Origin of the sequence: Salinirubrum litoreum (genome assembly GCF_020567425.1) — an archaeon.
GTDB classification, from domain to species: domain Archaea; phylum Halobacteriota; class Halobacteria; order Halobacteriales; family Haloferacaceae; genus Salinirubrum; species Salinirubrum litoreum.
The window spans coordinates 234,105-253,483 of record NZ_JAJCVJ010000002.1; the positions used below are offsets into that span (position 1 = coordinate 234,105).

Below are 19,379 nucleotides of genomic sequence, written 5' to 3' on the forward strand. Positions count from 1 at the left end.
CTGTTTCTCCCGAGTTAGCCACCACTCGGCGTCACGGTCACGTCGATACCACGCTCGCCGACGGTGATCGAGATGGGGCCACGTGGCGCACAGAAACGCCAGTCGTAGCGTTCGCGCGGGCCGTCGTCGGTCGTCACCTCGAAGCTCAGCGTGCCGCGTGGGTCGACCGCCGAGGGGAGTCTGCGCGCCTCGCCGGGCGAGAGCGTGACCGACCTGTCGAAGACGCCGACGCCGCCGGCGGTGACCGCGACCGAGACGGTCCGACTGTCGGTCGTCTCGTTGTCGATCACCAGGTCGTGCGGGGTCAGACCACACCGGAAGGCGGGCGACCCGCCGACCACGCCGTACAGTGTCCGGCGGAGCCGGGGAACCCACTCCTCGCTGCTCTCGCCCGCCTCGGTCGCGAGTTCGACCCGGTAGGCGCGGCGGCGACCCGACACCGGGACGACCGCCCGCGCGTCCGGCGGGAGGTCGTACTCTGCGGCGAAGAGGGTCTCGTCGCCGTCTGCGATCCGGAGGCGAACAGACCGGGACTCGTCGGCGTCGTTGTCCAGCCAGAGTGCGGGCGTGCGGTCGCGGCGGCCGGCCGGCGAGACGGCGGTCGGGAACGTCGCCGGCGGCGGGGTGGTGACGGCCGCCAGCGAGCCACAGTCGCGGAGACACCGAAACGGCCGGTGGAAGCTGATCGCGGGCGTCAGATCGACCCACAGGTCGGGGAGGTCGGTCGTGACGGTCCAGTCGTAGCTCGCTCGCCGACCGTCTGCGGTCTCGACCACGACGCCGTACTCGCCGGGGTCGCCGATCAGGTCGAGGACCGCGAACCTCTCGCCGGCCGGGACACGCCGGCTCTCGACGTACACGTCCTGCTCGTCGCCGGTGACGACGACGGTCAGATAGCGGCTCCCGGACGCGAGGTTCCGGACGACCAGTCCGCCGGGGTCGTCGAGCGTCGGTCCCCGGTCGGCCTCGTAGGGGCGGTTCGGCGTCCCCGAGAGCGGGGTGGACCGGTCGCCGGGTCGCTCCTCGTCGCGCCGTCTGTCGGCGTCGGCGGTGAACAGCCCGGCACAGCCAGACAGTCCGGCGGTGCCGGCGACGAGTGCGAGCAGTCGCCGGCGGGGTGGGCCGCCGGGCGTGTCGTCCATGGTCTCCGGAGGGACGCCACGGACTTGTAGGTTGATCGTGAGGTGTATATATCGGTCCCGAGACGACCCCACATCTCCCGATTCCGACGCGACCGACAGCCATTCGTATCAGCATCGAGAACCCGGAGAGTATGCCACGACAGCAGTATCAGGATCGTCTCGACGAACTTCGGGACGACGTGCTCTACATGAGCGAACTGGTCGCAGAACGGTTGCGTGACGGGTTGACCGCACTGGAGGAGAAGGACGACCGCCTCGCCGAGGAGGTCATCCAGGGCGACGGCGAGATCAACCGGATGTACCTCGAACTCGAGAGCGACTGTATCGACCTGTTCGCCCTCCAGCAACCGGTCGCGGGCGACCTGCGCTTCATCGCGGCGTCGTTCAAGATCATCACCGACCTCGAGCGCATCGCCGATCTGGCGACGAACCTCGGGAAGTACACCAAAGACGCAGAGAACGACGTGTTCCCGGACGTGGACGTCCAGCGCATCGGCGACGCGGTGCTCGACATGCTGGAGGAGGCGATGCTCGCGTACGCCGAGCAGGACGTGGAGACCTGCTACGCGGTCGCGGACCGGGACGACGTGGTCGACGACCTCTGTAGCACCGCCAGCGAGACGGTCGTCCGCGACCTGATCCAGCGCGATCAGGCCGACGAGGGCGAGACCGAGGCGCTGATGACCGACATCTCGCGGCTCCTGTTGACGATCCGTGACCTGGAGCGTGTCGGCGACCACGCGGTCAACATCGCCGCCCGCACGCTGTACATGGTCGAGAACGACGACGAACTACTGTACTAAGCGGTCGACTCCGGAACGAGGTTTTCTGGTCGGAGCGCGAATTGGGTTCCCCGATGAGACGCAGAGAACTCGGTCGAATCCACTCGTGGCGGGGACACAGTTGCGTGTGTCGTCCGCGACAGGTTCAGCTGAGTTGTTCACGACCGACTTCACATCGAGATCGCTCACGAACGAGAGAATTCGAGCGCCACAGTCGTCACTAGTCGAGTCGAAAACGAGAGAAGGTCGAGCGATTACTTACTCGTACAGCCACTCGGCGTCGATCTGGTCCCAGTCGACGAGTTCCGCGTCGTCGAAGAACAGATCGATCTCGCGCTCGTTCGCGCCCTCGTCAGCGTGGTCGGAGCCGTGGATCACGTTCCGACCGAGGTCGAGACCGAAGTCGCCCCGGATCGTGCCCGGCGCGGAGTCGGCGGGGTCGGTCTCGCCCATCATGCGGCGGACCTGACGGGTCGCGTCCTGCCCCTCCCAGACCATCGCGAAGACCGGTCCGGAGGTGATGAAGTCGACGAGACCGTCGAAGAACGGCTTGCCCTCGTGCTCGCCGTAGTGCTCGTGGGCGAGTTCCTCGTCGATCTGCATGAACTTGCCGCCGACCAGCTTCAGGCCGCGATCCTCGAAGCGGGAGACGATCTCGCCGATGAGGCCGCGCTGGACGCCGTCCGGCTTGACCATGACGAAGGTGCGCTCGGAGTCGCTCACTCGTCACGCTCCTCGCGAGACTGCTCGCGCGCGCTGGCGGCCGCGCTGGCTCGGCGACCCTGCTCCGTCCAGTTGACTTCGCGGGGTTCCCGACCCAGATCGGCGTTCTTCTCGCACTTCGAGGAACAGAAGTGCGTGACGGTGCCGTCGGTGTGGACGAACATCGTCCCCGTGCCGGGTTCGATGTCCGCGCCGCAGTAGTCACACTGTCGCGTCTGTGGCATCGTTACTGGCCTCCGATGGAGTCGGCGTCACGCTGCGTCTCGCGGAGCTGGAGCACGTCGCCCTCGCGGACGGGGCCCAGCACGTTGCGCGTGATGATCCGGCCCTTGTTCGAGCCTTCACGGATCCGGCACTTGACCTGCATGGCCTCGCCGTGCATCCCGGTCTTGCCAACGATCTCGATGACCTCAGCGGGCGTCGAGTCGCTGGCGGACTCTTCTGCGCTCATGGTGGCTTATCGGAGTTCCTCGACCTTCGAGCCGATATCTTCGACATCGTCCTCGGCCTCGCCGGCGTCGACGATGGCGGCGGCGGCCGAGCCGACTTCCAGCCCGGCGGCCTGCCCGACCTCGTCCTGAGTCTCGACGAAGACGAAGGGGATTCCCTTCTCGTCGCACAGCTCGGGGAGATGCATGACGATCTCCTCCGGCTGGACGTCCTCGGCGATGTAGACCAGATCGGCGTTACCGCGCTCGACGGCCTTGGTCGTCTCGTTCGTTCCTTTCTTCACGCTACCTGTGTCTCGGGCGACCTCCAGCGCTTCGAGAGAGCGCTCGGCGAGGTCGGCTGGGACTTCGAAGTTGACGTAGACTGGCATTGGTTTCCCTCCCCGCTCGCTGGCTCCAGCGTCCTCGCCGTCCGTGTGGAACGGTCCCTGTCGGCGAGGCGCATCATCAACCGCGAGCAGGTTGTACGACTCAGTAAATTCCCACCCCATAAAAGCGCTTTCAAACCACTGCAGGCGTGCGATACCGGCTCACACCGGGGTTCGCCGCGAGAGCGTGTCAGTGTGTCTATCGGTCCGGCTCACGAGGACTCGACGGCGGGGTAGACCGCACCCAGCACGACGCCGTAGACGAGGTGCGCGACGAGGCTCATCACGTTCACGTTGGGGAACGGCGGGTTCGCCGGAGAGCCGACGGCCGACAGCCAGAGGGGCATCACCAGGACCGCGAGGACGACCCACAGCACGGCTCCGTAGCCAGCACCGACGACCGCCGTCTTCGCGGTCGAGTCGGTGTACTGCGGCAGTGCAGTCGCCACGCCAGCGAACACCACGCCGAGGATCGCCGAGTGACCCATGTGGACGATCCAGCCCATCGCGCCGCCGGACAGTCCGTACATCGACGGGATGGCGACCTGAATCACCGGCGTCATCAGCACCGAGAGCAACACACCCATCAGCGCGCCGCCGGCCAACCCGGCGACCACACCGCCCTTCCACACGCCCTGTTCCGTCGCCGTCACCGCACTGGTTGCCGTTTGGGAACTCATAGCAAGAGAGAGTACCGCAGATTCGGCAAAAGTCGTATCTCGGACGGGCGAGGTCCCCGCACGCCGGGGATAGGGTTATGTAGTAGTCCCGGCAATCTGTGCCGGCTGTTCGCGTCGATACCCGATACCGCCGACAGCCTCCCGCTGGCCGCGTCGTCGAGATTCCCCAGTGAACTACAGAGGGAGGTGTGCAACGTCCTCCGGCGACCGACCGACAGCGTGCCCGCCGTCCGGCAGTGGGACACGCTCGTCAGGAAGCGCGTCCCGCAGTTGTCGGGCCCGCGCGCCCGGTGCGGTGCTGGCGGTCGTGGCGACCGTCACCGCGCTTCTCGCGCGCCTGCTGGTTCGACGCTGAGTGGTCCGTCCCGGCGCGCCACGCCGCGGAACCGCTCGCCGTGGACCGTCTCCGCCGAGAGCGCCGACCGAATCGGGTCGGCGAGCCAGCCATCGGAATCTGCCTCACCGGCCGAGGGCGGCGCGTCGGCGACCCGCCCCGCGAAGTCCGCCCGCCGGAACTCCTCAGGCAGGTACCGGTCGTACACCGGCAGTCGCTCGTACAGCGGCACCCCCGCGTCGTCGGCGATGTCCACGAGTTCCCGGAGTGCCGGCCACGCGTACTCCGGGTTCACGTAGTCGTCGGTGACCGGCGAGACGCCGCCGAGGTCGTCGACGCCGCAGTCCAGCAACTCGCGCGTCGGCGAGAGGTTCGGCGGCACCTGCACCGAGATCTCGTCGGGCAGGGCGGTACGCGCCATCGCCACGACCCGGCGCATCGTCTCGACCGAGGGTTGCTCGAAGTCCGACCGCTCGTTCGGGACGACGTTCTGCACGATGATCTCCTGCACGTGGTCGTACCGGTCGTGTAACTCGCGGATCGCCAGCAGGCTCTCCGCGCGGTCGCGCCACGACTCGCCGATGCCGACGAGGATGCCCGTGGTGAACGGGACGCCGACCTCGCCGGCTGTCTCGATAGTATTGAGTCGTTGGCCGGGCGTCTTCCGCCGGCCCCCCGAGTGGGCGCGCACGTCGGCCGTCGTCTCCAGCATCACGCCCATGCTGGCGTTGACCGGCGCGAGCGTCTCGAAGGCCTCGCGCGTCAGGTCGCCAGGGTTCGAGTGCGGGAGCAGTCCTTCCTCGATGGCGATTGCACAGCAGTCCCGCAGGTAGCCGTAGATGGCCGTGTCGCTCTCGCCGTAGCCCCACTCGCCCAGTTGCTCGCGGATCGCGGTGTACCGGGCGTCGGGCTTGTCGCCGAAGGTGAACAGCGCCTCGGTACAGCCGGCGTCGGCACCCCGGCGGCAGGTCTCGCGGACCTCCTCGGGCGACATGAGCGTCGCCTCGCCGGGGACGTCGTAGTAGGTGCAGTAGGTGCAGGTGTACCGGCAGGCGGTGGTGAGGGGGAGGAAGACGTTCCGCGAGAAGGTGAGTTCGGGCGCGGGGTCGGCGTCGGCCGGCGTGACCGACAGCAGGCGCTCGACTTCGGTCTCGTCGACCTCGACGTCGACGCCGTACGCCTCGCTGGCCGGGAACATACACCCGACTCGGGCGTAGGCCGACAAAAGCCTGTCACTCCCGGCGAGTTCACTCGACCCGCGCCGTCGGTCTCGGCGCCGACGTCACGACCGCGTCACGCCGACTCGCCCGTCGGTCACGTCTACCTCGAAGCCAGCGTCACGAAGCCAGTCGGTCGCTCGACCCTCACCGTGCAGGAGCAGTTCCGCCAGATCTGCGGGTTCGTCCACGTCGGTCGCCAGTCGCATCGAGTCGACTTCCGCGTACTCCGCGCCGACCTCGCGGGCGATACGTCGGTGGTCCCGGATCGACGCGCCGTGGTAGTCCACGCGAAAGTCGGGGTGGCGAACGACGAGGGCGTTCGTCCCGCCGCCGCGACCCGGCACCGCGACCACCTCGCTCTCGGCCCCGAACAGTCGTTCCAGGCTCTCCGGCGTCGCCAGCGCGAGGTCGGCCATGACGACCGCCACCGCGTCGGCTCCCTCCCGCCGGTCGGTCGCCGACTCGTGGGCGGTCTCGTTCGCCGTGGCTGTTCGTGGATCGTCTGCGGTCGCTGTCAGTGTCTCCTCGAAGACGCCGTTGACGGCAGTGGTGAGTGGTCGGTCGTCCACGGTGACGGGCGTTGCATGGGGATCAGAGGTGTCGCCGGTCGGCCCGGCGTCGTCCCCGAACTCGACCGGCGCGGTCGCCAGCAGTTCCGGCGTCTCGCCGACCTGTCGGATCGCGTCGAGAACGTCCCGGCACATCGCTTCGGAGAACGCGATTCGCTCGGCTGGCGACAGGACTGCCGAGAGCCGCGTCTTCGGCTGATCGACTGCGTAGGGGACGACGACACGCACGAAAAGGTGGAGGGGAACCGAACGGTTAGGCGTGTCGGGTCAACCGAGTTTGTCGTAGCTGTCCTGCTGGGAGCGCCAGTAGAGGACGCCACCGACCAGCAGTCCGACGACCAGCAGCCCACCGACGGCCATCAGGATCAACTGGGTCGTCTGCTGGCTCTGCTCAGCAGAGTTCGCCTTCTCCTCGGCGCGCTCTGCGAGCGTGACCGCGTTGTCGAAGTTGCCGGCCTCGTAGGCGTCCACGGCCGACTCGTAGTCGCCTTGCGCGTCCTCGTTGCTCACGTCGTCGAGGGCACTACCGGCCGCGTCGATGGCCTCGCGGGCGTCCTGACTGTCGGCGGTGTAGTGGTGGGTGGCCCACGAGTCGATCTCACTGCTGGAGCCACCCTCGCGGGTCTGTGAGAGCGCGGCGAAGGTGAACTCCTCTTCGGGGTCGTAGGTGTACTCCTCGACCGCCGGCACGGTGCCGGTGATCGTCACCTCGACCTCGCTGACGCCGTCACTGGCCGAGATACTGCCCCCGGTGACGTTCTGCCCGTCGATGGACTCCTGGCTCACCTTCGCGCCGGTCTGGTCGTAGTAGACCATCGTCCAGGTGACGTTCTGCAGGTCGGTCTCACCCGAGAGTCGCCACTGCTCCAACTGCGGGTTCTGGTACAACTCGTTCAGCGTGATCGTGGCGCTCACCTGAGTCCCGACCTCGGCGTCGCTCGGCACGTCCTCCTCCGCGACCGACACGGCCGCCACTGGGACGGCGACCGCCGACAGCAGGAGGACGGCGACGGCGAGGACCGCGACGAACTCAGAAGAGCGACTCGAGTTCGTCCTCTCCATCGTCTACCAGGTTCTCCAAGTTCTCCTCGCTCTCCTCGCGGATCTCCTCGATGTTGTCCTGTGCCTCGATCGCGACCTGCTGGAGTTCCTTGATCCGGGGGACGTTCGTCACGCCCGACAGCAGGATCACGCCGGCGACGAAGCCGGAGCCGGTGACGGGGTAGTCGCCACCGCGAACCTCCATCGACCCGGTCTGCTCCTCCAGCCACTTCCGCCCGCGCTCGATGCCTTTCCGGTTCAGGTGACGCGGCGGCCCGGCCATGACGAGCAGGGCGCGCTCTGCGCCCTCGATCTCACAGGGAAGCGTGAGCCGACCGAGGGCGGCCTTCCGGACCAGGCTCGTGATGCGGTTGGTCGTGTGGGCGGTGTCGAGGCTGTCGTTCTCCTCGCCACCCGTCAGCCGCGACAGGAGTCCGCCGGACTGCTGTTCTTCGACCTCCTCGGAGGCGTAGCCGACCGTCGAGACGCCGCCCGAGTTGAGCGTGTTGATGATCTCCGAGGAGTCCACGACACTCTCGGCGACCTCCTGGCCGGCTTCGACCTCGCCGGCACCGAACAGGATGCCGAACCGTCTGACGATCTCGTCGTTGATCTCGTCGTAGCCGCCCTGGACCGACTCGCCCGTCTTGCGCCACGCGTCGTTGTCGAAGACGAGCAGGTTGTCCACCTCGCGGACGAACGTCTGGAACGACCGTGCCGCGTTGAGCGTGTAGATGCCACCCTCGTCGCTCCCCGGCAGGACGCCCAGGCCGTACACCGGTTCGGTGTAGATGCGCTTCAGGTGCTTCGCCAGCACCGGCGCACCGCCCGACCCGGTCCCGCCGCCGAGACCGGCGACGACGAGGAACGCGTCCACCTCGTGGACGGGGATGGCGTCGATCGCCCCCTGCACCTCGTCGATGTCCTCTTCGGCGATCTCCGCGCCGAGTTCGTTGTCGGCCCCGACGCCGTGGCCCTTCACGCGCGACTGCCCGATCAGGACACGCTGTTCGTCGGGGATGTGTTCCAACCCCATGAGGTCCGCCTTCGCGGTGTTGACCGCGACTGCGGCGCGGACGATGCCGCTGCCGTGTCGCTGGTCGTACTCCACGAACTTGTCTACGATCTTTCCCCCGGCTTGCCCGAATCCGATCATCGCCAGTTTCATGTTTCCGTTCCCCTCGCCATTGCGTGAAACCCAGTACGAAAACGGATATAAACCTTGTGTATCCCGAGTGTCGGAAAGCCCCCGTTTAAGGTCGAAAAACGCACGACAGCGCCGAGTTCTTAGGCCGACATTACAGCGTCAGACGGGCGTCAGCCGCGAAGGTATAGCTGTGTTTATATTTCACCCGAGAGGTGTGTTCGGCGGTATCGTTTAACATGGGGTACGTCCTGCGATCGGCCCGACTGCTCGCGCGCGCCTCGGGCGCGCCGGCGACACGCCAGTCGGCGACCACGGGAGTGGACGAACGGCGGAGTCCGGAGACGTCACCCCGACGAGTGTGGTCGCGTCTCACACTCCCCGAACGCTTACCACGAGGGCACACGACGCCCGACCGTGACCCGCGACCCAAGCGCGGCGACCGTCCGCGAACAGGTCGCCGTCGTCGATCCGACCGTGTCGGTCGAGACGGTCGACGCCGTGGATCGCGGTCGGTCTGCCGTCTTCGCCGTGACCGTCACGCGGGAGGGCGAGACGACCGACTGGTTCCTCAAACTCGCACCGGAGGCCGACGACGGCGGCATCCCGGCAGACGCCCGCCTCACGACCCTGCTCGCCGACCGGACCGACGTGCCCGTCCCGACGGTTCACGGCGTCGTGGACGACCACCCGGATCTGCCGACGCCCTACTACGTCAGTTCGGCGCTCGGTGGGGACGCGCTCGACTACGCCGAGGTCGGCTGGCTCTCGGACGACGCACTCGCCAGACTGGCCCGCGAGACGGGCAGTGCACTGGGCCAACTGCACGCCGTCGACGCGGTCGACTCGTTCGGACTGGTTCGCCCCGCGAGAACACGGTCGTACGCCGGCGAGCGACCGACTGGCGGCGTCGACGACCTCGCAGTCCGAGGTCCGGACTCGTGGCACGAGTGGCTCGAGGCGTGGCTCGACAGCGAACTCGACCGGCACGCGGACTCGCGGTTCGGCGACCTCACGCCACGGCTTCGGTCGTGGGCCGAGTCCCGCCTGCCGACGGTGGCGGAGCCAGCCCACCCGGTGCTCGGGCGGAACGACCACGGCCTGCACAACCTCTTGCTCGACGCCGAGACCGGCGAGATGCGGGCGATGCTCGACTGGGCGTACACGCTCGCGGTCGCGCCCGCGTTCGACTTCCACTACGCCGAGTACATCTACGGCGGGCGCTACCTCGCCGGAATCGAGGCGGTGCCGGACCGGCAGTCGCTCGTCCGCGAGTCGATGCTGGCCGGCTACCGATCGGTCGCACCCGACCGTGTCGAGTGGGTGGCGGAGCCGCGACCGCTGTACGACCTACTGGCGTCGATGCGCGTCCAGATCGACTTCGACCTGCTCGCACCGCAACTGCCCGAGGGGACGGGCGAAGCGGTCGCCGAGGGCCTGCGAACCGACGCCGAGCGACTGCTGGCCGGCGAGCACCGGTACGCCGACTGACCTGCCGGAACGAGCGGAGGCGACTGTTTATCTCGGCTCGCGTCGTCAGGTCGTTCGTATGACACTCAGCGCACGCAACCGGATCGCAGGGACGGTCACGTCGGTCCAGACGGACGGGCTGATGGCCGAGGTCGTCGTCGAGACCGGCGACGGACAGGAAGTGACGGCGATCATCACCGCGAACTCGGTCGAGCGACTCGGCATCGCGGTCGGCGAGGAGGTCTCGGCGGTCGTGAAGGCGACCGAAGTGATGATCGAGACCGAGTGAGCCGACGCCCGGCGTCGGGTCACTCAGGGGTGGGGTCTCCTCAGGACGGGTCTGCGCCCGAATCGACGCCAGCGTCGACCGCCCGGACGCGCTCCCCGTCGATCGTCTCCGGGAATATCTTCCCCGGGTTCAGCGTGTCTGTCGGGTCCAGCGCGCGCTTGATCGCACGCATCGCCTCGACCGACGCCTCGCCGTGTTCCGCGAGGAGGTACTCCCGCTTGCCGGTGCCGATGCCGTGTTCGCCGGTCGCGGTCCCACCCATCTCGATCGCTCGCTCGACGATGGTCGCCGACACCTCCTCGCCGAGTGCGACCTGGTCGGCGTCGTCGGGATCGACCAGCACCGAGTAGTGGAGGTTCCCGTCGCCCGCGTGGCCGAAACAGGGGATCAGGAGGTCGTGTTCGTCCGCGAGACGCTTCGCCTCGCGGATGATCGCGGGGTACTGGGAGATGGGCACCGTCACGTCGCCCGGGTGGAGCGGTTCGAGGTCGGGGTCCCACGACTGGACTGCGTACGCGAGGTCCTTCCGGGCCTGCCAGAGGTCGGCCATCTCGGCCTCCGAGTCGGCGATCTCGAAGTGAGTCGCGTCGTGGTGCTCGAAGATCGACCGACAGAAGTCGATCTCCCGGTCGACGCCGTGATCGGCGTGAAAGCGCAGGAACACGGTCGGCGCGTCCGGGAGGTCGGTGCCGGTGTAGGCGTTCGCCATCCGGGCGCTGGTGGCGTCGATCAACTCGATACTCGCCACGTCCACCCCCGACCGGATGGCGTCCGCCACCGCCTCGCTCGCGTCGGCCAGATCGGCGAACAGTGCTCTGCCGGCGCGGCGCTGTTCGGGGATGCCGGCGAGTCGCAGGGTCGCGCGCGTGACGACCCCGAGTGTCCCCTCGGAGCCGACGAGGAGGTCTTTCAGGTTGTAGCCAGACGAGGTCTTGACCGCCTTGCTCCCGGCGGTGATCACCGACCCGTCCGCCAGCACCGCCTCCAGTTCGAGCACCCAGTCGGCCACCTCGCCGTACTTCACCGTCTGCATCCCCGAGGCGTCGGTCGCGATCATCCCGCCGATCGTGGAGAAGTCGCCCGAGGAGGGAAGCGGCGGGAAGAACAGTCCCTCGGGAGCGACCGTCTCGTCTACCGTCGACCCGACGACGCCGGCCTGCACGTCGATCTGGAAGTCGTCGGGGCGCACGTCCAGTATCGCGTCCATCCGTGTCAGGTCGAGGCTGATCCCCCGGTGGACCGGCGTGGCGTTCCCCTCCAGTCCGGTGCCGGCGGCGTAGGGCGTCACCGGCACGTCGTGGTCGGTCGCGGCCGCGAGCACCGCCGACACGTCGTCGGTCGACTCGGGCCAGACCACGGCGTCCGGCGGCACCTCGTCGCGTTCGGGTGTGCCCCAGTCGCCCGCGTGACTCGCCCGGTGTGACTCGCCGGTCGAGACCGTCCCGTCGAGTGTGAGGTCGTCGAGAAACGACAGGTCGTGTGTCATACGACGACACGCGACGCGGACCGGCATAAGTCCGTGGCCCGCAGGTGTCGACGCAGACGAGAGTGCGAGCGGTGACGACCGCCGGACAGTTCCGGGTCTTTAATAGCACGGCACGGACCGATACGGTGTATGAAGCGAGTAGACGTTGCGGTCGTCGGCGGAGGTCCCGCCGGGGCCGCCGCCGGCAGAGCGGCCGCCGACGGCGGTGCTTCGGCACTCGTCGTGGAGAAGGGAGTCCCGCGCGCCGACCGCGAGGGACTGGGCCCGGACTCGACAGACGCCGCCGGTATCCTCGACTACTGGGTGGACATCATGGGCATCCACCCCGACGAGTTCCCAGACGGTGTCCTCCTCCGGGAACTGAACCGTGCCGAGTTCGTCGGCCCGACCGAGACGGCGACCCTGCACAGCACCGGTATCGACGCCTCGTACGACCACTTCGGCTACACGATGAACCGCGCCCGGTTCGACGACTTCCTCCGGTCGCGCGCCGAGGACGCCGGGGCAGAGTATCGGGTCGGCGTCACGGTGAGAGACGTAGACCACCGACTCGACGCCGTGGGCTCCGATCCCCGCCACGTCGTCCGAACTGCGACGGGCGAGGATATCGGCGCGGACTTCCTGATCCTCGCCGACGGGCCACAGCGCACGGTGACGAACAAGGTCCTCGACCGGTTCCTCCCGGACGACGCGAAGGCCTCGGAGCGACTCGCCTCCACGCGCGCGAACCACATCGCGTACCAGGAGTACCGGCGCTTCCCCCCCGAGGTGTTCGAGACCGTGAAGGACGCCATCGTCTTCTGGTGGGGCCACATGCCTGGTCACACCGCCTACCCGTGGGTGTTCCCGAACGACGGCGAGGTCTGTCGCGTCGGCCTGACGATGCCCATCGGGATGGACATCGACGACGTGCGGGAGCGAGAGAAGTACAAACTGCTCCGGCCGGACGACGACCGCATCCCGCAGGGCAGAGAGTACATCCGGCGACTGCTCGAACAGGAGTACGGCGACGAGTACGATATCGAGGAGGACTTCCCGGTCGTCGAGGATCGCGGGAAGTCGAAGGGCACCGAGACGTACCCCATCTCCTCGACGCGACCGATCGACTCGCCGGCGGCGGCCGGCATCTGCGTCGTCGGGGGCGCGATGGGGACCACCTCGGCGTTCCACGAGGGCGGCGACCACGTCGCGGTCCGGACCGGCAAGATCGCCGGGCGACTCGCGGCGGCCGGCGACACGTCGAACTACAACCCCGCGTGGAAACGCGCCATCGGGGACGAACTCGTCCGGAACGTGACGATGGCGGACATGGCTCACGACTACGGCCCGGACGACTGGGACTGGGTGTTCGGGACCGCGAACGAGATGCTGGCAGGAAGCGACGGCTACCGCATGTTCGACCAGAAACTCGCCGCCGGTGTGGACGCGATCAAACTCCTCGGCACGTATCGGTGGCGGAAGTTCGGCTTCCGCGGCGACCGCTACGTCCAACTCCACGAGTCGGAGTACACCGTCTGACAGGAAGCCGACGGAAGACGCTCCCGGGATACTCTCAAGCGTCTGTCTATTCGTTCGAAACCGACAGACAGAGTGCCGTACGAGCGCAATAGAACCTGATGTATCGGCCCAAACGCTTAAGTCGCTATATGTCTTCTTTCGTATGATTATGCACACTTCACGTGTTCTCACGATGCTTCTCGCGTTGTTCGTCGTCACCTCGGCGGTGCCGGGCACCGTCGTCGCCCAGTCGGACGACCCGGCGTGGGCCGACGAGTTGTTCGCACAGATGCAGACGATGGTCGAACCGTACAACGAACGCGCCGGGAGTCTCGACCTGCCGATCGGGAACAGCCTGCTGGAGAACGCGCGGATCACCGCCGAGATCTCCGACGACGCCGGCAACACCGTCTACTACCGCATGGAGACCAACGGACAGAAGGAGATCACCAGCCTCCAGCGCGGTGAACACCCCGACCCGACGCTGAAGATCGTCACGACGCTCTCCGCGATGGAGGACATCGCGAACGCACAGGACCCGGTGAACGAACTCGCCACCAAGATCGAGACCGGTGAAGTCCAACTGAAGGGTGTCGGCATCACGAACGCCGTCACGACCACGATCATCGACGTGCTCCGGTTCGCGTCGGGCCTGTTCGGCTGAACTCTCCGGACACCGAGCGGTCGGAGAGGAGGGCGACCGCGACCCACGCCCGACCGCCTCGTCCACCGTCGTCTCCGCCGGTGTCCACTGTAGATTGTTTCTCGGATCGTTGTCGTGTTCTTTCCCCAACAGCTTTCAGCCCCCGGTCTGACCACCGTACGATGCACGGCGTCGTGTTCACCGAACTGAAGTCGTTCGTCACAGAGACCTACAGCGAGCAGGCGTGGCGGTCGATTCTCGACAGCGCCGACACGAGTACGGGGCTCTACCTGCCGACGAGTCGGTACCCCGACGAGGAGGCACTCGCCATCGTCGCGGCCGCGAGCGAAGCGACCGACGTCCCGGTGCCCGAGTTGCTGGAGGCGTTCGGCGAGTACCTCGCCGGGTCGCTGTTGACGATGTACGGCGCACAGATCGACGACGACTGGAGCGTCTTCGACCTGCTCGAACGCATCGAGACACAGATACACACCGTCCTCCGGATGCAGGACGACGAGGTCGAACCGCCGGAACTGGCCTGCGAGCGCACCGGCGAAGCGGAGGTCGTCATCGACTATCGGTCGGATCGGGAGTTGTGTGCTCTCGGGAGAGGGCTGGTCGCGGGTGTCGGCGACGCCTACGGGCAGTCGCTGTCGGTGCTGGAACGACAGTGTATGCACGACGGCGCGGGCGCGTGTGAGATGGTCGTGCGACCGTCGTCGTGAGTCGGCGTCGGTCCCGGTGCCACAGGTAGAAGCGTCCCGGCCACCTGCACGCTCACGTGGAGAAAGTCTCACTCGCAGACGCGTTCGCGTCGTTCGACGACCACTGGGAGCCACGCCTCGCGGCCGAACTGAACGGACAGGCCGTCAAACTCGCCAAGGTCGAGGGTGAGTTCGTCTGGCACCACCACGACGACGCCGACGAACTGTTCTTCGTCCACTCGGGCGAACTGCGAATCGAACTCAGGGACCGAGACGACATCGAACTCACGGCGGGCGAGATGGTCGTCGTCCCACGCGGTGTCGAACACCGGCCGGTCGCCGACGAGGAGAGCGAGATTCTACTGTTCGAGCCACGCGAGACGCGGAATACGGGCAACGTCGAGAGCGACGAGACGCGGGAGGAACTGAACCGGATCGACTGACCTCCGCCGCAGTGTCGTCGGTCGGCCGAAGCGGACGACGACCAGATACCCCGCGATCAGCAGTTCGCAGACGGCACGGAAGGAGACGACAATTCGACACCGGCCGTGAGGAGGCGAGGCTGTGCGAGTCGGACTGTCAGCGTGGAGTCGGTCACGTCCGGGTCGACGGACGGTTCTGTTACGCGACTTCTCTTTCGAGAAGCGTGGGTTCGGGGTGTGAAGACGTCTGCATCGAAACGAACGAGACTGACAGGGGCGGTGGTCGCGAGAGCGTCAGATCCCGGCTGTGGAGATTTTGTATCGCGCCATACGATTTATCGCCGGTCGAATCCCGGCTTTCGGCGGCCACAGCGACGGGTGGAGAGACAGCGGTTCGGCTCTGTGGAACCAACATCTTCAAAACCGACCGCCCCGCAGTCGTTCGTATGAGCTTAGAGATGGAACACGACTGCCCGAGTTGCGGCGGGTCGAAGCAGTTCTGGCGGACGGCCAGTACCGAGCTCCACCTCGGGACGAAGATCAAGTGGCGGTGCAGCGAGTGCGACTTCGGTCTCATCCAGATCAACGGCATCGACAGCACGGCCTGATCGGTCGGCACGGCGCGTTCGGAGCTATTTATAAACGAACTCGTCGGATTATATACCCCTTCTCCGGAGTGGATCGGCGGCCAGCTCGGCGTGTCGGCGGGGAGATCTCGGGAATTTGACCGGCGGGCCGGCGTGACGCGATCTCGACTCGGAGGGTGGTCGTCGGAAGACGAAGTTGGGATGTCTCCGGACTGGACGACAGCAGTGCTGACCTTCGCCTTCTGCGGGGATTCCGACTGCGAGTGATCGACACGACTCGACTACGACTGTCCTGTCCCCTTCGACTGTGGCAGTGACGCTACTGATGCTCGCGTTCGGAACGGCACCTGCGCCAGCACCCGCACAGCAATCGTGCGAGCCACGAGCCTCCGCAGCCGACTGCGCTACTCACGTTGGCTCGCCCACACGGGGCGAGCCGGGTGCGTTACGCGTCCACCGGAAATCTTCGATTTCCGAGCCTTCGTTCGCAGGCTCACGAAGACCTCGCACGCTGTTGCTCGCGCACGCGCCGGCCGCGTCGGGCATCCGTATCGAACAGCAGTAGCGGCAACCACCCCGAAATTCGCTCGTGAGTCCGCTCCGATCGAGATTCATCGATCTGTCGTCGCCGCGAGAGCCGGCGTGTAAATTGTATATCGCTATATCAAATTACCGTCACTCGTACAGAGCGCCCACGACGGTCGGTCCAGAGACAGCGCGGTCGCTCAGGGGGTCGAGACCTGCGAAGACAGGAGGTGAAGCGAGAAGGTGCGGCTTACTCGTCGTCGAGCGCGCGCCACGACAGTCGAGGGGTCCGCGCGGCAGACACCTGGTCGATGCGCCGGGCGGTCGTCGCGTGCGGTGCGTCGGCGAGGGTCGCGTCGTCCTCGCCGGCGGCCGCGTTGAACGCGCGAGCCAGGTCGTCCAGCGTCTCGCGGGACTCCACCTCGGTCGGTTCCGTCAGCATCGCCTCCGGCACCATCTCAGGCCACTTCGTCGTCGGGGGGTGGACCCCGTAGTCGAGCATCCGCTTCGCGACGTCGGCCGCGTCCTGCTCACCGGTGCTGGCGGCGAACTCGTGGTGGAAGGGACCGTACGGGATGTCGTAGTCCAACTGGCTCCCGAGGTAGTTCGCGTTCAGCACCGCCTTCGCGCTGGCGTCGCGCAGGCCAGCGTCGCCGAGGCGGGCGATGTAGGCGTAGGCTTTCACGAGGACCAGCCAGTTGCCGTGGAAGCCGTGGAGTTTGCCGATGGACGACTCGGGGTCGTACAGTTCGTAGCCCGCGTCGCTCTCCCGGACGTGCGGGCGGGGGAGGTAGTCGGCGAGTTCCGCGACGACACCGACCGGGCCGGCACCCGGCCCGCCGCCGCCGTGGGGCGTGGCGAACGTCTTGTGGACGTTGTAGTGCATGATGTCGAAGCCCATGTCGCCCGGCCGGGCGCGGCCGAGCAGGGCGTTGAGGTTCGCGCCGTCGTAGTACAGCAGGCCACCGGCGTCGTGGACCATCTCGGCGATGGTCTCGATGTCGCGCTCGAACAACCCGACCGTGTTCGGGTTCGTCAGCATCAGCGCGGCCGTGTCCTCGCCGACGGCGGCGTCCAGTGCGTCGAGGTCGACGCGCCCGTCGTCACCGGAGGGGAGTTCGACCACGTCGTAGCCCGCCATCGCGGCGCTGGCGAAGTTCGTCCCGTGGGCACTCGCCGGGATGATCACCTCGGACCGGTCGTTACCGTGCGCCTCGTGGTACGCCTTCGCGATCAGGATACCCGTCAGTTCGCCCGCCGCACCGGCGGGTGGCTGGAGCGTCACGGCGTCCATCCCGCCGATCCGCCCGAGGTAGTCCTGCAGTCGGTACTGGAGTTCCAGCGACCCCTCGACGGTCGCGTCGTCCCGGTCCGGGTGGACCGCCCCGTTCGGATCGGCGGCCACGTCCTCGGTGAACGACGGGTTGTACTTCATCGTGCAGGAGCCGAGGGGATACGGGCCCGACTCGACGCCGTAGTTCATCTGCGAGAGCCGTGTGTAGTGGCGCGCGAGTTCCGGTTCCGAGAGGGCCGGCAGTTCCAGCGAGTCGCGGGTGAGTTCGTCGGGAAGCGGGGAGTCGTCGTCTCCCGACTCGTCGCCACCGTCACCCGCACCGCCGATCTCCACGCGCGTCGTGTCCTTCTCCGAGAGCAGTGGCTCGTACCGCCCGTCGCCGGTCTGCCAGCGGGCCTGGTCGTAGTCCGTCACGGCCCCACCTCCGCGAGTGCCGCGACGAGTCCATCTACGGCCCCGACGTTCGTCTCCGTCACGCAGAGCTGAATCTCGTGTTCGCCGACGACGTGGACCGCGTACCCCTCCTCGGCGAGGTCGCCCGCGACCGCCGGTGCCGGCTGGTCGGTCGAGACGACGAACTCCCGGAAGTGGTGTCGGTCGTCGACGGGGGCCTGCAGGCCGCCCACCTCGTCGATCCGGTGTGCGAGGTCACGGGCGTAGCGCACACAGTCCTCGGCGAGGTCGACCATCCCGTCGGGTCCGAGGTGCGCGACGTGCATCGCGGTCCGGAGTGCGACCCACGCCTGGTTCGTGCAGATGTTGCTCGTCGCGCGCTCCTTCCGGATGTGCTGTTCGCGGGTCTGGAGCGTCAGCGTGTAGGCGCGGTTACCGCGCCCGTCCTCGCTCGCGCCGACCAGTCGGCCGGGCACCTGCCGGAGGTAGTCCTCGCGCGTGGCGAAGATACCGAGTCCCATCCCGTAGCTCGTCGGCATCCCGAGTGCCCCCGCGCTCCCGACGACCACGTCCGCGCCGACGCTCGCCGGTTCCTGCAGGAGCGACAGCGCGAGCAGGTCGGTCCCGAGACAGAACAGCGCCTCGTTCTCGTCTGCCAGCGCGCCGATGTCGGTCAGTCGCTCCTCGATACAGCCCCGAACCGTCGGGTTCTCGGCGTAGACGAGGACGGTCTCCGCGTCCGCGAGGTCGGCGAGCGCGTCCACGTCCGCAGTGCCCTCGCTCGTCGGGTACTCCGCGACCGTCAGGTCGGAGCCGGTGACGTAGTTGTCCAGCACCGCGCGTTTCCCGTCTCTGAGGCTGTCGGGGACCAGCACGGTCGATCCGGAGGCAGAGCGAACGCGGTCCGCGAGTCTGGCGGCTTCGGCGAGTGCGGTCGCCGAGTCGTACATCGAGCAGTTGGCGACGCCCAGCCCCGTCAGTTCGACCAGCATCGACTGGTACTCGAACAGGACCTGGAGGAAGCCCTGCGTGATCTCGGGTTGGTACTGGGTGTAACTCGTCAGAAACTCCGACCGGTCCGCGAGGTGGTCCACCGGCGAGGGGACGTAGTGATCGTAGTGCCCCCGGCCCATGAACTCCACGAGGTCGTCGTTGCGCGAGAGCATCTCGGCGACCTCGTGTCTGATCTCGCGTTCGGTGCGCGGCGCGATGTCGAACACGCCGTCGAAGCCGACACCGTCGGGAATGTCGAACAGGTCGGCCTCCGACTCGGCACCGACCTCGTCCAGCATCGCCCGCGTCTCGGCTGGCGTGTGCGGTGCGAAGGGTGTGCCGCTCATCTGTCGGCTCCGGGTACGTCTGTACGGACTGCGGCCGTCGGTCGTCCCCCGGCGGACGGACCGACGCGCGTGTTACGGGAGAGATGCATCGTGGGTACTTCGATCACGGGACTCACCGAGACTAAGCCTTACGCAGTCGGCGAGGGAGGTAGTTGCGTAACTCCGTAGGCACCGACTGTCGGCACGGGCGTCTGCGGAGTGGCCGACTGGTGGCAGACGATTCCGTAGAGAGACCGACTATCGCCACGGGCGTCCGCGTAGTGCCAGACTGGCGGCA

General features: G+C 67.3%; 21 protein-coding genes. 8 read left to right on the forward strand and 13 right to left on the reverse strand.

Annotation, left to right across the window (positions count from 1 at the left end; translation table 11 throughout):
• Positions 1–14 precede the first annotated feature (14 nt).
• Complete coding sequence (locus tag LI337_RS09845) at positions 15–1,142, reverse strand: Ig-like domain-containing protein (RefSeq protein WP_227229673.1); 1,128 nt, start codon at positions 1,140–1,142, stop codon at positions 15–17.
• Positions 1,143–1,273: 131 nt separating this feature from the next.
• On the opposite strand from LI337_RS09845, the gene phoU reads away from it, so the two are divergent.
• The gene (gene phoU / locus LI337_RS09850) at positions 1,274–1,945 is read left to right on the forward strand and encodes a phosphate signaling complex protein PhoU (RefSeq protein WP_227229674.1); all 672 of its coding nucleotides are present in this window, start codon (positions 1,274–1,276) and stop codon (positions 1,943–1,945) included.
• A 237-nt stretch (positions 1,946–2,182) separates the two neighbouring features.
• Here the strand turns inward: phoU and ndk are convergent, their stop codons facing one another.
• The 9 genes from ndk to LI337_RS09895 all read right to left on the reverse strand — a co-directional run bounded on the left by ndk (position 2,183) and on the right by LI337_RS09895 (position 8,476).
• Positions 2,183–2,647, reverse strand: coding sequence for a nucleoside-diphosphate kinase (gene ndk / locus LI337_RS09855; protein ID WP_227229675.1), 465 nt, complete (start codon positions 2,645–2,647; stop codon positions 2,183–2,185).
• Positions 2,644–2,871, reverse strand: coding sequence for a 50S ribosomal protein L24e (locus LI337_RS09860; protein ID WP_264474991.1), 228 nt, complete (start codon positions 2,869–2,871; stop codon positions 2,644–2,646). Before LI337_RS09860 ends, ndk begins: the two co-directional genes overlap by 4 nt.
• Before the next feature lie 2 nt (positions 2,872–2,873).
• On the reverse strand, positions 2,874–3,098 hold the full coding sequence (locus tag LI337_RS09865; protein WP_227229676.1) for a 30S ribosomal protein S28e: 225 nt from the start codon (positions 3,096–3,098) through the stop codon (positions 2,874–2,876).
• A gap of 6 nt (positions 3,099–3,104) precedes the next feature.
• Positions 3,105–3,467, reverse strand: coding sequence for a 50S ribosomal protein L7Ae (rpl7ae, locus tag LI337_RS09870; RefSeq protein ID WP_227229677.1), 363 nt, complete (start codon positions 3,465–3,467; stop codon positions 3,105–3,107).
• A gap of 209 nt (positions 3,468–3,676) precedes the next feature.
• Positions 3,677–4,144, reverse strand: a complete 468-nt coding sequence (locus tag LI337_RS09875) for a DUF6789 family protein (protein ID WP_227229678.1) — start codon at positions 4,142–4,144, stop codon at positions 3,677–3,679.
• A 317-nt stretch (positions 4,145–4,461) separates the two neighbouring features.
• Positions 4,462–5,676, reverse strand: a complete 1,215-nt coding sequence (cofG, locus tag LI337_RS09880) for a 7,8-didemethyl-8-hydroxy-5-deazariboflavin synthase subunit CofG (protein ID WP_227229679.1) — start codon at positions 5,674–5,676, stop codon at positions 4,462–4,464.
• Positions 5,677–5,760: 84 nt separating this feature from the next.
• Positions 5,761–6,495: a 2-phospho-L-lactate guanylyltransferase gene (gene cofC, locus LI337_RS09885; protein WP_227229680.1), complete on the reverse strand. Its 735-nt coding sequence runs from the start codon at positions 6,493–6,495 to the stop codon at positions 5,761–5,763.
• Between the two features lie 39 nt (positions 6,496–6,534).
• Entirely contained in the window at positions 6,535–7,329 is a 795-nt protein-coding gene (locus tag LI337_RS09890; RefSeq protein WP_227229681.1) for a hypothetical protein, read from the reverse strand.
• Positions 7,298–8,476, reverse strand: a complete 1,179-nt coding sequence (locus LI337_RS09895; protein WP_227229682.1) for a tubulin/FtsZ family protein — start codon at positions 8,474–8,476, stop codon at positions 7,298–7,300. Before LI337_RS09895 ends, LI337_RS09890 begins: the two co-directional genes overlap by 32 nt.
• Before the next feature lie 393 nt (positions 8,477–8,869).
• Here LI337_RS09895 and LI337_RS09900 point away from each other — a divergent pair, with 393 nt between their 5' ends.
• Both LI337_RS09900 and LI337_RS09905 read left to right on the forward strand, forming a co-directional pair.
• Positions 8,870–9,943, forward strand: a complete 1,074-nt coding sequence (locus tag LI337_RS09900) for a phosphotransferase family protein (protein ID WP_227229683.1) — start codon at positions 8,870–8,872, stop codon at positions 9,941–9,943.
• A gap of 58 nt (positions 9,944–10,001) precedes the next feature.
• Positions 10,002–10,211 carry a TOBE domain-containing protein gene (locus LI337_RS09905; protein WP_227229684.1) on the forward strand — a complete coding sequence of 70 codons (210 nt, stop codon included), beginning with the start codon at positions 10,002–10,004 and terminating at the stop codon, positions 10,209–10,211.
• Positions 10,212–10,251: 40 nt separating this feature from the next.
• Here the strand turns inward: LI337_RS09905 and LI337_RS09910 are convergent, their stop codons facing one another.
• A complete protein-coding gene (locus LI337_RS09910; RefSeq protein WP_227229685.1) occupies positions 10,252–11,697 on the reverse strand; it encodes an FAD-binding oxidoreductase in 1,446 nt (481 codons plus the stop codon).
• A 129-nt stretch (positions 11,698–11,826) separates the two neighbouring features.
• On the opposite strand from LI337_RS09910, the gene LI337_RS09915 reads away from it, so the two are divergent.
• The 5 genes from LI337_RS09915 (at position 11,827) to LI337_RS09935 (ending at position 15,571) form a co-directional block, all read left to right on the forward strand.
• The gene (locus LI337_RS09915) at positions 11,827–13,215 is read left to right on the forward strand and encodes an NAD(P)/FAD-dependent oxidoreductase (protein ID WP_227229686.1); all 1,389 of its coding nucleotides are present in this window, start codon (positions 11,827–11,829) and stop codon (positions 13,213–13,215) included.
• A gap of 148 nt (positions 13,216–13,363) precedes the next feature.
• Complete coding sequence (locus LI337_RS09920) at positions 13,364–13,858, forward strand: hypothetical protein (protein ID WP_227229687.1); 495 nt, start codon at positions 13,364–13,366, stop codon at positions 13,856–13,858.
• 161 nt (positions 13,859–14,019) lie between these two features.
• On the forward strand, positions 14,020–14,562 hold the full coding sequence (locus LI337_RS09925; protein ID WP_227229688.1) for a heme NO-binding domain-containing protein: 543 nt from the start codon (positions 14,020–14,022) through the stop codon (positions 14,560–14,562).
• Positions 14,563–14,618: 56 nt separating this feature from the next.
• Positions 14,619–14,984 carry a cupin domain-containing protein gene (locus tag LI337_RS09930; protein ID WP_227229689.1) on the forward strand — a complete coding sequence of 122 codons (366 nt, stop codon included), beginning with the start codon at positions 14,619–14,621 and terminating at the stop codon, positions 14,982–14,984.
• 425 nt (positions 14,985–15,409) lie between these two features.
• The gene (locus LI337_RS09935) at positions 15,410–15,571 is read left to right on the forward strand and encodes a DUF7838 family putative zinc beta-ribbon protein (RefSeq protein WP_227229690.1); all 162 of its coding nucleotides are present in this window, start codon (positions 15,410–15,412) and stop codon (positions 15,569–15,571) included.
• Positions 15,572–16,325: 754 nt separating this feature from the next.
• Here LI337_RS09935 and gcvPB read toward each other — a convergent pair.
• Positions 16,326–17,783, reverse strand: a complete 1,458-nt coding sequence (gcvPB, locus tag LI337_RS09940) for an aminomethyl-transferring glycine dehydrogenase subunit GcvPB (protein WP_227229691.1) — start codon at positions 17,781–17,783, stop codon at positions 16,326–16,328.
• Positions 17,780–19,102 (reverse strand): aminomethyl-transferring glycine dehydrogenase subunit GcvPA, encoded by a 1,323-nt coding sequence (gene gcvPA, locus LI337_RS09945; RefSeq protein WP_227229692.1) that lies wholly within the window; start codon positions 19,100–19,102, stop codon positions 17,780–17,782. The genes gcvPB and gcvPA overlap by 4 nt, the downstream gene beginning before the upstream one ends.
• Positions 19,103–19,379 lie beyond the last annotated feature (277 nt).

Bases quoted from the DNA above. Each gene is read 5' to 3' on its own strand.
- LI337_RS09845 (WP_227229673.1), bottom strand. From the start codon at position 1,142: ATGGACGACACGCCCGGCGGCCCACCCCGCCGGCGACTGCTCGCACTC.
- phoU (WP_227229674.1), top strand. From the start codon at position 1,274: ATGCCACGACAGCAGTATCAGGATCGTCTCGACGAACTTCGGGACGAC.
- LI337_RS09860 (WP_264474991.1), bottom strand. From the start codon at position 2,871: ATGCCACAGACGCGACAGTGTGACTACTGCGGCGCGGACATCGAACCC.
- LI337_RS09865 (WP_227229676.1), bottom strand. From the start codon at position 3,098: ATGAGCGCAGAAGAGTCCGCCAGCGACTCGACGCCCGCTGAGGTCATC.
- rpl7ae (WP_227229677.1), bottom strand. From the start codon at position 3,467: ATGCCAGTCTACGTCAACTTCGAAGTCCCAGCCGACCTCGCCGAGCGC.
- LI337_RS09875 (WP_227229678.1), bottom strand. From the start codon at position 4,144: ATGAGTTCCCAAACGGCAACCAGTGCGGTGACGGCGACGGAACAGGGC.
- cofG (WP_227229679.1), bottom strand. From the start codon at position 5,676: ATGTTCCCGGCCAGCGAGGCGTACGGCGTCGACGTCGAGGTCGACGAG.
- LI337_RS09890 (WP_227229681.1), bottom strand. From the start codon at position 7,329: ATGGAGAGGACGAACTCGAGTCGCTCTTCTGAGTTCGTCGCGGTCCTC.
- LI337_RS09895 (WP_227229682.1), bottom strand. From the start codon at position 8,476: ATGAAACTGGCGATGATCGGATTCGGGCAAGCCGGGGGAAAGATCGTA.
- LI337_RS09905 (WP_227229684.1), top strand. From the start codon at position 10,002: ATGACACTCAGCGCACGCAACCGGATCGCAGGGACGGTCACGTCGGTC.
- LI337_RS09910 (WP_227229685.1), bottom strand. From the start codon at position 11,697: ATGACACACGACCTGTCGTTTCTCGACGACCTCACACTCGACGGGACG.
- LI337_RS09915 (WP_227229686.1), top strand. From the start codon at position 11,827: ATGAAGCGAGTAGACGTTGCGGTCGTCGGCGGAGGTCCCGCCGGGGCC.
- LI337_RS09920 (WP_227229687.1), top strand. From the start codon at position 13,364: ATGCACACTTCACGTGTTCTCACGATGCTTCTCGCGTTGTTCGTCGTC.
- LI337_RS09925 (WP_227229688.1), top strand. From the start codon at position 14,020: ATGCACGGCGTCGTGTTCACCGAACTGAAGTCGTTCGTCACAGAGACC.
- LI337_RS09935 (WP_227229690.1), top strand. From the start codon at position 15,410: ATGAGCTTAGAGATGGAACACGACTGCCCGAGTTGCGGCGGGTCGAAG.
- gcvPA (WP_227229692.1), bottom strand. From the start codon at position 19,102: ATGAGCGGCACACCCTTCGCACCGCACACGCCAGCCGAGACGCGGGCG.